The 14,693-nt window shown below is 65.0% G+C and carries 13 protein-coding genes and 2 pseudogenes; 12 read left to right on the plus strand and 3 right to left on the minus strand.

The window, feature by feature from the left end:
* Positions 1–83 precede the first annotated feature (83 nt).
* From EET13_RS06770 to EET13_RS06820, 11 genes and pseudogenes are all read left to right on the plus strand, one after another.
* Entirely contained in the window at positions 84–1,493 is a 1,410-nt protein-coding gene (locus EET13_RS06770) for a WS/DGAT/MGAT family O-acyltransferase (protein ID WP_122441555.1), read from the plus strand.
* A 114-nt stretch (positions 1,494–1,607) separates the two neighbouring features.
* On the plus strand, positions 1,608–2,480 hold the full coding sequence (ppk2, locus tag EET13_RS06780) for a polyphosphate kinase 2 (RefSeq protein WP_211186371.1): 873 nt from the start codon (positions 1,608–1,610) through the stop codon (positions 2,478–2,480).
* A gap of 33 nt (positions 2,481–2,513) precedes the next feature.
* Positions 2,514–3,014 (plus strand): DUF6912 family protein, encoded by a 501-nt coding sequence (locus tag EET13_RS06785; RefSeq protein WP_122441557.1) that lies wholly within the window; start codon positions 2,514–2,516, stop codon positions 3,012–3,014.
* A gap of 71 nt (positions 3,015–3,085) precedes the next feature.
* Positions 3,086–3,928: an SH3-like domain-containing protein gene (locus EET13_RS06790; RefSeq protein ID WP_122441558.1), complete on the plus strand. Its 843-nt coding sequence runs from the start codon at positions 3,086–3,088 to the stop codon at positions 3,926–3,928.
* Positions 3,929–3,950: 22 nt separating this feature from the next.
* A complete protein-coding gene (gene scnC, locus EET13_RS06795) occupies positions 3,951–4,649 on the plus strand; it encodes a thiocyanate hydrolase subunit gamma (RefSeq protein WP_122441559.1) in 699 nt (232 codons plus the stop codon).
* A 10-nt stretch (positions 4,650–4,659) separates the two neighbouring features.
* Positions 4,660–5,022 (plus strand): thiocyanate hydrolase, encoded by a 363-nt coding sequence (locus EET13_RS06800; protein ID WP_122441560.1) that lies wholly within the window; start codon positions 4,660–4,662, stop codon positions 5,020–5,022.
* 215 nt (positions 5,023–5,237) lie between these two features.
* Positions 5,238–6,383: a ferredoxin reductase gene (locus tag EET13_RS06805; protein WP_122441561.1), complete on the plus strand. Its 1,146-nt coding sequence runs from the start codon at positions 5,238–5,240 to the stop codon at positions 6,381–6,383.
* A 77-nt stretch (positions 6,384–6,460) separates the two neighbouring features.
* Positions 6,461–7,732, plus strand: a complete 1,272-nt coding sequence (locus tag EET13_RS06810; protein WP_122441562.1) for a fatty acid desaturase family protein — start codon at positions 6,461–6,463, stop codon at positions 7,730–7,732.
* A 94-nt stretch (positions 7,733–7,826) separates the two neighbouring features.
* A complete protein-coding gene (locus EET13_RS06815) occupies positions 7,827–9,116 on the plus strand; it encodes a fatty acid desaturase family protein (protein ID WP_122441608.1) in 1,290 nt (429 codons plus the stop codon).
* A gap of 208 nt (positions 9,117–9,324) precedes the next feature.
* Entirely contained in the window at positions 9,325–9,831 is a 507-nt protein-coding gene (locus EET13_RS32550) for a PE family protein (RefSeq protein ID WP_342212276.1), read from the plus strand.
* Positions 9,828–10,976, plus strand: a pseudogene (locus EET13_RS06820) (PE-PPE domain-containing protein). Before EET13_RS32550 ends, EET13_RS06820 begins: the two are co-directional and overlap by 4 nt.
* Before the next feature lie 88 nt (positions 10,977–11,064).
* Here the strand turns inward: EET13_RS06820 and EET13_RS06825 are convergent.
* Positions 11,065–11,825, minus strand: a pseudogene (locus EET13_RS06825) (thiolase family protein); the annotation flags it as partial.
* Positions 11,826–11,920: 95 nt separating this feature from the next.
* On the opposite strand from EET13_RS06825, the gene EET13_RS06830 reads away from it, so the two are divergent.
* Positions 11,921–12,394: a winged helix-turn-helix transcriptional regulator gene (locus EET13_RS06830; RefSeq protein ID WP_122441609.1), complete on the plus strand. Its 474-nt coding sequence runs from the start codon at positions 11,921–11,923 to the stop codon at positions 12,392–12,394.
* Here the strand turns inward: EET13_RS06830 and rsgA are convergent.
* The gene (rsgA, locus tag EET13_RS06835) at positions 12,381–13,373 is read right to left on the minus strand and encodes a ribosome small subunit-dependent GTPase A (protein WP_122441563.1); all 993 of its coding nucleotides are present in this window, start codon (positions 13,371–13,373) and stop codon (positions 12,381–12,383) included. The genes EET13_RS06830 and rsgA overlap by 14 nt on opposite strands.
* The gene (aroA, locus tag EET13_RS06840; RefSeq protein ID WP_122441564.1) at positions 13,370–14,674 is read right to left on the minus strand and encodes a 3-phosphoshikimate 1-carboxyvinyltransferase; all 1,305 of its coding nucleotides are present in this window, start codon (positions 14,672–14,674) and stop codon (positions 13,370–13,372) included. The genes rsgA and aroA overlap by 4 nt, the downstream gene beginning before the upstream one ends.
* Positions 14,675–14,693 lie beyond the last annotated feature (19 nt).

Genomic DNA, 14,693 nt, shown 5'->3' on the forward strand with positions numbered 1-14,693 from the left:
GGGGCCGGGCCGGTGGTTACGGTGAGCAACATCGGCCCGACCGATGGATTGGGGACGAATTGACAAGGAGGACAGGGTCGTAAATGGTGACCCGCTTGTCCACGACGGACGCGGCTTTTTATCGGCTGGAGAACTCCGCCACCCCCATGTACGTCGGGTCGCTGATGATCCTGCGCCGCCCGCGGGCCGGACTGAGCTATGAGACGCTGTTGGCCACCGTCGAGCAGCGGCTGCCCCAGATACCGCGGTACCGGCAGAAGGTACGCGAGGTCAAGATCGGCATGGCCCGCCCAGTGTGGATGGACGATCCCGAATTCGACATCACCTATCACGTCAGGCGCTCGGCGTTGCCGTCGCCGGGCAGCGACGAGCAACTGCACGAGCTGATCGCGCGGCTGGCCGCCCGGCCGCTGGACAAGTCGCGGCCGCTATGGGAGATGTATCTCGTCGAGGGCCTGGAGAAGAATCGCGTTGCCCTCTACACCAAGTCGCACCAGGCCCTGATCAACGGGGTGACGTCGCTGGCCATCGGTCATGTCATCGCCGATCGGACGCGGCGTCCACCACCGTTCCCCGAAGACATCTGGGTACCGGAACGCGACCCCGGCCACACCCGGTTGGTGCTGGGCGCGATCGGCGACTGGCTTATCGGGCCGGGTGCACAATTGCAGGCCGTCGGATCCGCGGTCGCCGGTGCGGTCACCAACTACGGTCAGCTCGTCGACGCGGGCCGTCGGGTTCTGGATGTCGCGCGCACCGTGGCGCGCGGCACCGCACCCAGTAGCCCGCTCAACGCCCCCGTGTCACGCAATAGGCGCTTCACGGTGGCGCGCGGACGGCTTGAGGACTACCGGGCGGTACGGGCACGTTATGACTGCGACATCCACGACGTGGTGCTGGCCGTGATCGCCGGCGCGCTGGGCAACTGGCTGATGTCGCGCGGTGAGACGGTGGCGCCGACGGCGACGGTGCGGGCGATGGCTCCGCTGGCGGCCTACGTTGACGACCAATTCGATTCGACGGGACCCGGCCAGGCCATGAGCCAGGTGACCCCTTTCCTGATAGACCTGCCGGTGGGTGAGGGCAACGCTGTGGTGCGGCTGTCTCAGGTCGCACACGCCACCGAATCGAATCCGACGGCGGCGAGCCTGGTTGACGCCCGCACCATCGTCACGCTTTCCGGCTTCGCGCCACCCACCCTGCACGCCATGGGCGTGCGAGTGGCGACCAGTTATTCGGCAAGGTTGTTCAACCTGCTGATCACCAATGCCCCTGGGGCGCAATCCCAGATGTACGTCGCGGGCACCAAGCTGCTGCAGGCATACGCGGTGCCCCCGCTGCTGCACAACCAGGCGCTGGCCATCAGCGTGACTTCCTACAACGGCATGCTGTATTTCGGGATCAACGCCGACCGCGACGCGATGAGCGATGTCGACCTGTTGCCGGGCTTGCTGAGCCAAGCCCTCGAGGAGCTGCTGGAAGCGTCCCGGTGATTGTCTCAGTGTTTGTCCCGTTAGTTGTCCCGCTAGTTGTCCCGCTAGTTGTCCCGCTAGTTGTCCCGTTATTTGTCTCAGTGGGAATGGCTCGTGGAGATACCATCCGTTGTTGTGAGCACTGTGACAACCAACGGCGCGCCGGCCAGGACGGCGAAGCCCAAGAAGAAGTCAAGTCCGCCGGCCCGGCGCAAGATCCCTGCCAGTGTCTACCATGCCGAATTATTCCGGCTGCAAACAGAATTCGTGAAGCTGCAGGAGTGGGTGCGCCATTCCGGGGCGCGCCTGGTGGTCGTTTTCGAGGGCCGTGACGGAGCCGGCAAGGGCGGCACCATCAAGAGGATCACCGAATACCTCAACCCGCGCGTGGCCCGCATCGCGGCGTTGCCCGCGCCGACGGACAGGGAACGCGGGCAGTGGTACTACCAGCGCTATATCGCGCATTTGCCCGCCGAGGGCGAGATCGTGCTCTTCGACCGGTCGTGGTACAACCGCGCCGGCGTCGAAAAGGTCATGGGATTCTGTACGCCGCAAGAGCATGCGCTGTTCCTGCGGCAGACGCCGATCTTCGAGCACATGTTGATCGACGACGGGATCTTGCTGCGCAAGTATTGGTTTTCGGTGTCCGACGAGGAGCAGTTGCGGCGCTTCAAGGCTCGGCGCAGCGATCCGGTGCGGCAATGGAAGCTCAGCCCGATGGACCTGGAATCGCTGTACAGGTGGGAGGATTACTCGCGCGCCAAGGACCAGATGATGGTGCACACCGACATCCCGACCAGCCCGTGGTATGTGGTGGAATCCGACATCAAAAAGCATGCGCGGCTCAACATGATGGCGCACCTGCTGTCCACGATCGACTACCAGGACGTGGAGAAGCCCAAGGTGAAGTTGCCCAAACATCCGTTGGTGAGCGGCAACTACCAGCGTCCGCCGCGGGAACTGTCCAACTACGTCGACGACTACGCGGCGACATTGATCGATGGCTAGCCCGGCGATCAATAGGCCCAGACCACTCGGCCCGTGATGCAGGTCTATGTCCCGGCCACGCTGGCCATGTTGCAGCGCCTCGTTGCTGACGGTTCGCTGTGGCCGGTCAACGGAACGGCGTTCGCGGTGACGCCCAAATTGCGGGAGTCCTATGCCGAGGGCGACGACGACGAACTCGCCGAGGTGGCGCTGCAGGAGGCCGCGCTGGCGTCCCTGCGTCTGCTGGCAGACGACGCAGGCCAGGGTCTGCCGCCGCGACGCGCGGTGATCGCCGCCGAAGTAGACGCCGCCACGTACCGTCCGGATCTCGACGACGCCGTCGTCCGGCTGAGCGCGCCGGTGGCGATGGATCGGGTGGTCGCCGCGTATGTCGACAACGCCGCGGCCGAACCGGCCGTCACCGCGGCGATAGCGGTGATCGACGCCGCCGATCTCGGCGACGAGGATGCCGAGCTCGTCGTCGGTGACGCCCAGGACCACGATCTGGCGTGGTATGCCAACCAGGAGTTGCCCTTCCTGCTCGAGTTGCTCTAAGTGCCGGCTGCGTCGCCGTGGTAGTAGCATCACTGCACCGTCTGCACGCTCCCGATGCCACAGGAGTGGTCATGAGTACAGCCGCTGATCGTGCCCGTCAGCTCGACCTGGTCGCCCGGCTCAAGTCGGCGTATCCCGAGCTTCCGGACGCCCCGACTCCCGACCTGCTCGACCATGATCGCTTCTGGGCATACATGAAGACCAATCATGACGTTGGCGGTGAGCCGGACGCGCCCATGAAGTACGAGAACAAGCAATACGAGTACTGGGAGCACATGACGTACGTGCTCTGCGAAGTGCTTGCGTGGCGCGGGATTTGGCTGTCGGAGGAGCGTCGGCGAATCGGGAACGTGGACGTGGGGCGAGCGGTCTATCTCGGGTTCCCCTACTACGGTCGCTGGCTCTGGGCGGTAGCGCGGGTGCTGGTGGAAAAACATCACGTCAGCCTGGGCGAGCTCAGTGACCGGATGGCGGCGGTCAAGGCCCGCTACGCCGGTGGCCTCAACGGGAGAAAGCTTGAGGCGCAACCGAAGTCAGAAGGCGACGGCGCCGGCGTCGTTCGCAATGTCCACCACGCCCATGCGGTCGGCAAAGGCGACCCACAGGTGTATGCGGGTCTGGCCGGGAAGCCCAAGTTTCGGGTGGGGGAGCCGGTTGTGGTGCGCGAACTGCCCGCGTTGTTGTATACCCGCACCCCGGAATACGTACGGGGCGCCCGGGGTGAGATCGCCGCAGTCGCCTACGAAAGCCCGGCCCCGGAGGACGAAACATGGGACCGGCCCGATGCGCAGCCGGAGTGGTTCTACATCGTTCGGTTCAACCTGTGCGAGCTATGGGACGGATACACCGGGACCGCTACCGACACCCTGCAGACGGAGCTACCCCAGCGGTGGCTGACGGCAGTGGTGGATTAAGCGTTGGATTAGGAGTTCCGACATGACCGAGCACGACCACGAGCGGACGCTTGCCCCCACGGTGGATGAGATCACCGACTTCGAGGTACTCGAGATCGCGCTGCGTGAATTGTGCATCGAGAAAGGGATTTTCACTGCCGAAGAGCACCGGCACTTCACCGAGTTCGCCGAGCAGATCAACCCGACGCCGGCCTCGCACCTGGTGGCGCGCGCGTGGCTGGATCCCGAGTTCAAGCAATTGGCGCTCACCGATGCGCTGGCGGCCAGCAAAGAGGTCGGTGTCGACTGGCTGGAGCCGACCGGCTTCGGCACGCCCAGTGACTTCACCGCCTTCCAGATCCTCGAGGACACACCGACGTTGCACCACGTGATCGTCTGCGCGTTGTGTTCTTGTTATCCGCGACCGATTCTCGGCAACTCTCCGGAGTGGTACCGCACGCCCAACTATCGCCGGCGGATGGTCCGCTGGCCGCGACAGGTGCTCGCGGAATTCGGGCTTTATCTGCCCGACGACGTCGCGATCCGGGTGGAGGACTCCAACCAGAAGCACCGGTTCATGGTGCTACCCATGCTCCCGGAGGGTACCGACGGCTGGGACGAAGACCGGCTGGCCGAGATCGTCACGCGGGACTGCTTGATCGGCGTGGCCCTGCCCAAACCGGGTGTCACGACCAACGTCATCTCCGTTACCCGGGCGGCCATCCATCCTGCTGGTGATTGACAGGCAGCTCATGAGGGATCCGGAGCCGATCGAGCTGACGACCGTAGCGCCACTGCAGAAGATCGTGGAACGCAATCAGGTCTGGTCGCGTATGGCCGCAAAGTATGGCGTGACCAACCCGGTGCCCCCGTGGAAGACCAGTTTGGACGGCCTGTGCGACGCGCTCGACCGCGCCACCTGCCGCGCGGACATTCCTGATTTCAAGCAGCGACGAGATGAGGAAGACGCCCTCTCGGCCAGCCGCTATGCCAGCTTGCCCTACCCCGAGAACCAGTTGGTGGCCCTGGCCCACTCGCTGGTCGTTCGCGGCGTCATCGGTGAAGCGGAGCTGGCACAACGACTCGCCAGCATCCGCAGACGCCTTGAGGCTTGACCGGAACCCGGCTGCCGGGAAACACCGGCCACAGCCGGTTATCGGGTCTGCAATCCCGCTCGAGTGTCCTGTGATGCAGCTTGCACATTCCGATCTGGCTACGGAACCGTAAGTTACGGTACCGTAGCTTTATGACGTGGGCGTGAGCTTGCCCCGCCGCCCAGGCGGAAGCCGATGGCCGCGCCGCAATCAGGAGCTTCGGATGAGTAAGAAAAATGCGTAAGAAAAATGCGGTGGTCAAAGCCAAAGTCGCCGACACCAGGCGACCGGCCGTCGCCGGCGCTGACCGGCATCCCGGCTGGCATGCGCTGCGCAAGATCGCGGAGCGAATCACGACGCCACTGTTACCCGATGACTATTTGCAACTGGCCAATCCGCTGTGGTCGGCGCGGGAACTGCGGGGCCGTATCCTCGAGGTCCACCGCGAGACCGAAGACTCGGCCACCTTGGTTATCAAGCCGGGGTGGGGTTTTAGCTTCGACTATCAACCGGGCCAGTACATCGGAATCGGGTTGTTGGTCGACGGACGCTGGCGCTGGCGCTCGTATTCGCTGACGTCGAGCCCCGTCGGGACCACCGGCTCCGTGCGCACCGTCACCATCACCGTGAAGGCGATGCCCGAAGGTTTCCTGTCCACCCACCTGGTGGCCGGCGTGGAGCCGGGGACCGTGGTGCGTCTGGCCGCCCCTCAGGGCAACTTCGTGCTGCCCGATCCCGCGCCGCGCTCGATGCTGTTTGTGACCGCTGGATCCGGGATCACGCCGGTGATGTCGATGCTGCGAACATTGGTGCGCCGCAACCAGATTACCGATATCGCGCATCTGCATTCGGCGCCCACCGAAGCCGACGTGATGTTCGGCGCCGAGCTGGCCGCCCTGACCGACGACCATGCCGGGTATCGGCTGAAGGTGCGCACGACCCGTGTCGAGGGCCGTCTGGACCTCGCCCGGCTCGGCGAGGAAGTGCCCGATTGGCGCGACCGGCAAACCTGGGCGTGCGGGCCCGCCGCCATGCTCAACCAGGCCGAAAAGGTCTGGGCCGCTGCCGGCGTCAGCGACCGGCTGCACCTCGAGCGCTTCGCGGTGTCCAAGGCGGAACCCGCCGGCGCCGGCGGCACGGTCACGTTCGCCCGCAGCGGCCGGTCGGTGGCTGCCGATGCGGCGACATCGGTGATGGACGCGGGTGAGGGTGCCGGCGTGCAGATGCCTTTCGGCTGCCGGATGGGGATCTGTCAATCGTGTGTGGTCGACCTGGTAGCGGGCCACGTCCGTGACCTGCGGACCGGTCGGGAGCATGATCCCGGCACCCGGATCCAGACCTGCGTGTCGGCCGCCTCGGGCGATTGTGTGGTGGATATCTAAAGCTACCCATTAGTAACTTACGGAAACGTAGCCTACGATGGCGTAGGTACGGAATCGTACGACGTAGGGAGAACACAATGGCGATAACCGACGTCGACGTATTCGCGCATCTGACGGACGCCGACATCGAAAACCTGGCAGTTGAGCTCGATGCCATCCGCCAGGACATCGAAGATTCACGTGGCGAGCGCGATGCCCGCTACATCCGCCGCATCATTGCCGCCCAGCGTGCGCTGGAGGTGAGTGGCCGCCTGATGCTGGCTGCCGGCTCGCGGCGCAGCGCATGGTGGGCGGGCGCGGTGACCCTGGGCGTGGCCAAGATCATCGAGAACATGGAGATCGGCCACAACGTCATGCACGGCCAGTGGGACTGGATGAACGATCCCGAAATCCACTCATCGACCTGGGAGTGGGACATGAGCGGCGCATCCAAGCACTGGCGCTACACCCACAATTTCGTGCACCACAAATACACCAACATCCTGGGCATGGATGACGACGTGGGCTACGGCATGCTGCGCGTCACCCGGGACCAGCGGTGGAAGAAGTACAACATCTTCAACCTGGTCTGGAACACGCTGCTCGCTCTGCTTTTCGAGTGGGGAGTTGCGTTGCAACACTTGGAGATTGGCAAGATCTTCAAGGGCCGGGCGGATCGCGACGAGGCGCGGACCCGGCTGCGGGAGTTCTCCAGCAAGGCCGGTCGCCAGGTGGTCAAGGACTACGTCGCCTACCCCGCACTGACCTCGTTGTCCCCTGGTGCCACCTACGGGTCGACCGTGACCGCCAATGCGGTGGCCAACGTGATCCGCAACGTGTGGTCCAACGCGGTCATCTTCTGCGGGCATTTTCCCGACGGCGCTGAGAAGTTCACCAAGACGGACATGATCGGCGAGACGAAGGGTCAGTGGTACCTGCGACAGATGCTGGGCAGCGCCAACTTCGACGCCGGTCCCGCGCTGCGGTTCATGAGCGGCAACCTGTGCCACCAGATCGAGCACCACCTGTACCCCGACCTGCCAAGCAACCGCCTCGCCGAGATCTCGGTGCGGGTGCGCGAGGTGTGCGACAAGTACGACTTGCCCTACACCACCGGCCCATTCCTGGTGCAATACGCCAAGACGTGGCGCACCCTGGCCAAGCTGTCGCTGCCGAACAAGTACCTGCGCTACGACACCGACAACGCGCCCGAGACCCGCAGCGAGCGGATGTTCGCCGACCTGGAGCCGGGTTTTGCCGGCACCGACCCGCAGACCGGGCGCCGGCGCGGGTTGAAGACCGCGATCGCGACCGTGCGCGGTTGGCGGCGCGGCCGGACGGCAAGCCGTCCAGCGGACCTGGCGGCCTGACCCGGCCGCCATTTCATAAACGCCCAACAATAATTCATGGCATCGTCGTTACCGTTCGTTGCGGTCAATGGCTGTAGTGCAGAAGGGTAAGACGATGGCGATCACCGATGTGGACGTGTTCGCACACTTGACGACCGCCGACATCGATGCACTGGCCGGCGAGCTAAATGCCATCCGCCGCGACGTCGAAGAGTCCCGCGGCGAACGGGACGCCCGCTACATCCGCCGTACCATCGCCGCGCAGCGGGGGCTGGAGGTGGCGGCCCGGGTGCTGCTGGGTGCCAGCTCACGGCGGTGGGCGTGGTGGACCGGCTCGATGGCCCTCGCGGCGGCCAAGATCATCGAGAACATGGAAATCGGCCACAACGTCATGCACGGCCAGTGGGACTGGATGAACGATCCCGAGATCCACTCCTCCACCTGGGAGTGGGACATGCTGTCCACATCGAGGCACTGGCGCTACACGCACAACTTCGTGCACCACAAGTACACCAACATCCTCGACATGGACCACGACGTCGGCTACGACATGGTCCGCGTGACCCGGGACCAGCCCTGGAAGCGGCGCAATGGCTTCAACCTGGTGATCAACACCGTGCTCGCGCTCGGCTTCGAATTGGGAATCGCCTTGCGGCACTTGGAGATTCACGAGGTATTCCGAAAGGACCGCGCCGAGCGCGATGCGGCTCGGGCGCGACTTCGGGAGTTCTCCGGCAAGGCCGGCCGCCAGCTGGCCAAGGACTACGTGGCATTCCCCGCCCTGACCTCGTTGTCGCCCGGCGCGACCTACCGCTCGACGCTCAAAGCCAACGCGATGGCCAACGTGATTCGCAATGTCTGGTCCAACGCGGTCATCTTCTGCGGGCATTTTCCCGACGGCGCTGAGAAGTTCACCAAGACGGACATGATCGGGGAGACGAAGGGGCAGTGGTATCTGCGGCAGATGTTGGGCAGCGCCAACTTCGACGCCGGTCCCGCGTTGCGGTTCATGAGCGGCAATCTGTCTCACCAGATCGAGCATCACTTGTATCCGGACCTGCCCAGTAACCGGCTTGCCGAGATCTCGGTGCGGGTGCGCGAGGTGTGCGACAAGTACGACTTGCCGTACACCACCGGCCCATTCCTGGTGCAATACGCCAAGACGTGGCGCACCCTGGCCAAGCTGTCGCTGCCCGACAAGTATCTGCGCGACAATGCCGACGACGCGCCGGAGACGCGCAGCGAGCAGATGTTCGCTGAGCTGGAACCGGGTTTCGCCGGCATTGATCCGGTGACCGGTCGCCGCCGTGGCCTCAAGTCCGCGATTGCCGCGGTGCGCAGCTGGCGGCGCGCTCGGCATCTGCCGGCGGCATCGTCAAGTGCCACAGATGATCTGGCGGCCTAGGGGCCGTCGCCTTCGCGTGCGGTGCCGGTAACTTTAGCTGGCGCAGTACGGCGTGGGTTCCCGGTCGGCTACGCTGCGGCGACGGCCATCCCGGGAGTAGTGCATCACCTGCCCGGAGGCCGTAGCGCCGTAGTGCCACGGAAACTCTCCTTGCAACGGAAGCGATCATTCGGCGGTGCTGCGCGGACGCGGGTGTGAGAATGCACCGATGTCCTACGTGATTACGCAGCCGGAGACGTTGGTAGTCGCAGCTTCGGAGCTGGCGGGGGTGGGCTCGGCAATCAACACGGCCACAGCTGCGGCGGCAGGTCCGACAACCAGTTTGCTGGCAGCGGCCGCCGACGAGATTTCGGCGGCCGTCGTGAAATTGTTTGGCGGATACTCCCAGGAGTTCCAGGGCTTGGTGGCGCAAGCAGCGGCTTTTCACGACGAGCTCACGCGGGCATTGTCTGCTGCGGCAAGCGCCTATGTGGATGCTGAGGTGGCCAACATGGCGGCCGCGTTCGCCGGCTTCAATGTGTTCAACGCTGCGGCCCAGGTGCCGGCTTCGATGGCGCCGCCAAATCCGGCAAATCCGGCATTGGTCATGGGGGCACCGGAGACCCCTTGCCGCCGCAGACATATATCGATGCCGTCAACACGCTATTCATCCAGCCCAATCATCCTGGCGCCATGCCGCAGCTCCTTCCCACGCCCGAAGAAGGCTACCCATTGACGGGTGTCAAGAGCATGGTCCTCACCAGGTCGGTGAACGAGGGGACGGCCATACTTAACAACGCGATCATGCAGCAGTTGGCTACCCCCGGGGTCAGCACGGTCACCGTGTTCGGAACGTCTCAGAGCGCGGTCATGTCCTCTTTGCTGATGCAGCAATACGCGGCGATGAGTTCCGGCGACCCGCTGCCAAGCCAGCTCAACTTTGTGCTGATCGGCGATGAAATGAATCCGAATGGCGGCATCTTCGCGCGCTTCCCGGTCTGAATCTCGCGAGTCTGGGGTTTTACCTTTTATGGAGCGACGCCGGATAATCTCTATCCGACAACCATATACACGCGCGAATACGATGGCTTTGCGGACTTTCCGCAATACCCACTCAATTTCGTAGCCGACCTCAACGCCCTCGCTGGCATCGTTTATCTCCACACCACGTATGCAGACCTTACGCCCGCACAGGTCGCCGCGGCTATTCAATTGCCAACCGAGGGACCGACGATGACCACTTACTACATGATTCCCACCGAGAACCTGCCGCTGCTTGAGCCGCTGCGATCGATACCCGTACTAGGGAACCCGCTAGCCGCCCTCATCCAACCGGATCTAAAAGTGATCGTTAACTTGGGCTTCGGCGATCCAGCGCATGGTTATTCGACGGGTCCGGCGAATATTCCTACCCCGTTCGGACTTTTCCCGCCGGTCAGCCCGGGCACTGTGCTTAGTGCGCTGGCCGCCGGAACCCAACAAGGAATTGACGATTTCGCGGCTGAGCTACCGGTCGCCGTCTCGACGCCAAGCACATGGCCGTCAGTGTCGTTGCCATATGTGCAGGCGCTCATGTCGCCGCCGAGCCCGGTGCCTGCGACGCATGAGAATATTGTGAACACCGTCGCATCCATCATCCCGACCGACTATGCGATCCTGCTTCCTACCGCGGATACTGCGCTAAGTTTCATGACGAGTGTCCCGGTATACGACGCCGGCCTTTTCGTGAGCGGCGTCGAGCAGGGCAGCATCGTCAGCGCGGTCGGGGATCCCATTGCGGCTACCGTCGGCCTTCTATCGTTCGCGGGTTTCGTCGAATTCATCGTCATTTTGGAATCGCTTATTTCCAACATTCAAGCCTTGCAAAGCCTGACTTTCTGATTTTCTACGTTCTGGGACCGGATATCGGCGGCTCCTTTAATCACATTGCCTCATTGCTCCAACGCCGTGTGCGTCGCTACCGTGGCGACTACAGCCGCTCGATGATGGTGGCGTTGGCCATGCCGCCGCCTTCGCGCATCGTCTGCAGCCCGTAGCACCCGCCATGCTGGTGCGGCGCTTTGACCAGCGTGGTCATGATCCGGGCGCCGCTGGCCCCAGTGGGTGGCCGATCGCGATGGCCCCGCCGTTGACGTTCGTTTTGGCCAAGTCTGCGCCGGTGTCCTGCGCCCAGGCCAGCACGACCGGCGCGAACGCCTCGTTCACCTCGAACAGGTCGACGTCGGCCAGTGTCAAACCGGCTCGGCGCACCACCTTTTCGGTGGCCGAAATGACCCGGTCAGCATGTGGAGCGGGTCCGGGCCCACCACCGTCGCGGTGTGGATGCGCGCCAGCGGGCGCAGACCGAGCTTGGCGGCGGCGTCGCTGGTGGTGACCAATACGGCGGCACTGCCGTCGGACAGCGGCGACGAGTTGCCCGGCGTGATTGACTAATTGGTTTGCGGGAAGAAGGTTTTCATCGCCTCGCCGTAGAATGTCGGCTGCAGCCCAGCCAGGGTCTCGACGGTCGTGCCGGTCGGATGCTTTTGTCGGCGTAAGCCCGGCGACCTGAATCAGCTCGGCGCTGATGCCTTGTGGCACCAGGCCTTCCGGGTAATGCAGGGTCATGTCGTCGCCCATCGGGTTGCTCCCCGGCAGCACCGAGCTGCCCACCCGAACCCGGCTCATCGACTCCACACCGCCGGCGATGACGAGGTCGTAAGCGCCGGACTAGACCCCCTGAGCGGCGAAGCGCTCCTCCTCGCGGTTAGCTGAGTATCAACGACTATACCCAGCTGTAGCAGGCTGAGCATACTCAGCGCAACCTGGACCGGAGGGTGATCTTCGTGACAATGCTGGAAGGCCCGCCGGCCAACCGCGATGGTTGGTCTGCAGTGGGGGAATGCCCGATAGAGAAGACGATGGCCGTCGTGGGGACCAAGTCCGCGATGCTGATCATGCGCGAGGCCTACTACGGCACCACACGCTTTGACGACTTCGTCCGTCGCGTCGGCATCACCAAGGCCGCGACGTCGGCGCGGCTGGCCGAACTGGTGGCCCTCGGACTCCTAGCCCGGCGACCTTATCGCGAGCCCGGACAGCGCAGCCGCGACGAGTATGTGCTCACCGACGCCGGGATTGATTTCATGCCGGTGGTTTTTGCGATGTTCCAGTGGGGGAAACGGCATCTCCCGGGCGGCGATCGGCTGGAACTGACGCATCTGGGCTGCGCCGCCGATGTTCAGATCGAGATGCGTTGCACCAAAGGGCATTCGGTATCGCCCGACGAGCTTGGCATGCGGCTGGTCAAGTCTCCCTGAGTACGCCGAGCAGTCGGCGGGCGGCGGCGGTCCGTCGCGCGGCGGCGCCGGATAAGCCGTCCAACGCGCATTCGGGATCGGCCGGCGGCCCCAGGTGTCCGCAGCCGCGGGGGCAATCGTGGATCGCCGCGGCCAGATCGGCAAACGCCAACAGCACGTCGCCGGGCTGGATGTGGGCCAACCCGAACGAGCGGATCCCCGGGGTGTCGATCACCCAGCCGGAACCCTCGCTGCCGGTTTGCAACGGCAAAGCCACCGACTGGGTCGAGGTATGTCGCCCCCTGCCGATATCGGTGACCTCTCCGACCGCTCGATCCGCTTCGGGCACAAGACGATTCACCAGCGTCGACTTGCCCACTCCGGAATGCCCGAGCAGCACGGTGATCTTGCCGTCGAGCAAGTCGGCCACGGCGAGCAGCGGATCGTCACGGCCGGCGGCGACCACCTGCAGATCCAGGTCGACGAACTGTTCGGCGAACGGTTCGGGTGGGGCCAGGTCGGTCTTGGTCAGGGTCAGTATGGGTGTCAGCCCGCCCGCGTATGCGGCGATCAGCGCCCGGTCGACCAGTCCGGTGCGCGGCGGGGGATCGGCCAGCGCGACCACGATCAGCAGTTGGTCGGCGTTGGCGACCACCACGCGCTCGGTCGGGTCGGTGTCATCGGCGGTGCGGCGCAACACCGTTCGTCGCGGGCCTCGCCGGACGATGCGGGCCAGCGTGTCCGGCCGCCCGGACAGGTCGCCTACCACGTCGACGTCGTCTCCGACAACAATGGGCGTGCGGCCCAGCTCGCGGGCTCGCATGGCGGTGATACGACGATCCGGGTCGCCGCCCACCACGCAACCCCACCGGCCCCGGTCGACGCCGACCACCATGGCGGCCTCGGCGTCGGCGTGTTCGGGACGGGTTTTCGTCCGGGGCCGCGAGCCGCGGCCGGAGCGAACCTTGACGTGGGATTCGTCGTAGTCGCCGGGCCTCAAGCGCCGGACTCCGCGACCATCTCGGCCCACAGCCGCGGGAATTCCGGCAGCGTCTTGCTGGTGGCACCGATGTCGTCCACCTCGACTCCGGCGACCCGCAATCCGACGATAGCGCCGGCCATCGCCATCCGATGATCGGCATAGGCACGCCAGAGGCCGGGCCGCAACGGTGTCGCGGTGATCACCAGGCCGTCCGAGGTTTCCCGGCAATCACCGCCCAGGCGGTTGATCTCGGCGCTCAACGCGGCCAGCCGGTCGGTCTCGTGGCCGCGCAGGTGGGCGATGCCGGTCAGCCGCGACACCGATCCCGGCGTGGCAAGCGCCGCGAGTGCGGCCACCGAGGGCGTGAGCTCGCCGACATCACGCAGGTCGACGTCGAACCCCCGATACGCCTCGGGGCCCCGCACCTCAAGCATTGAATCAATATGTGAGACAACGGCATTGAGCTGACACAGGATGCGCAGGATGTCGGCGGCGGGCTGGACGCTGCTGGCCGGCCAACCGGTGATACGCACCGTGCCCCCGCTGACCACCGCCGCTGCCAGGAACGCCACCGCATTGGTGAGATCCGGTTCGACGTCCCAATGGCGTGCCTTGACCGCGCCCGGTGCCACCCGCCAGCGATACGGAACCGAATCATCGACGTCGACGCCGGCCTGGCGCAGCATTGCCACCGTCATCGCGATGTGCGGTGCCGACGGCAGCGCCGCACCGCTGTGTTGCACGGTCAGGCCCTCGGCAAACGATGCCGCAGACAGCAGCAGGCCCGACACGAACTGCGACGATGCCGATGCATCGATGGCCACCGTGCCACCGGCGACCGATCCGGTGCCATGAACGCGGAAGGGCAAACCCGCACCGTCGATCTGGACGCCCAGACCGCGCAGGGCATCCAGCAGCGGCGCGATGGGCCGGGCGCGGGCCTGCTCGTCGCCGTCGAAGGTGACCACGGCGGCGCTCAGGGCCGCCAGCGGCGGGACGAAACGCAAGACCGTGCCGGCCAGGCCGCAATCCACTCGGGCGCCGGGACCGGGGTCCAGCCGGCCGCTGACCGTCAGTTCGGCGCCCGTCCCGTCGACGCGCAGGCCCAGAGTTTGCAGCGCTGCGAGCATCAGATCGGTGTCGCGGCTGCGCAACGCGCCGCTGATAGTCGAGGAGCCTTGCTGTTGCGCGGCCGCCAGCGCGGCCAGCACCAATGTGCGGTTGGTCTGCGATTTCGAGCCCGGAACGGTCACCGTTGCGCGCACCGGCGCCGGCGTGGATGGGGCCGGCCAGGCCTGCTGGTGGTCGGTGCTGCTCACGGCTACATCCTGCCGTGTC

The organism is Mycobacterium attenuatum, assembly GCF_900566085.1.
Lineage (GTDB): Bacteria > Actinomycetota > Actinomycetes > Mycobacteriales > Mycobacteriaceae > Mycobacterium > Mycobacterium attenuatum.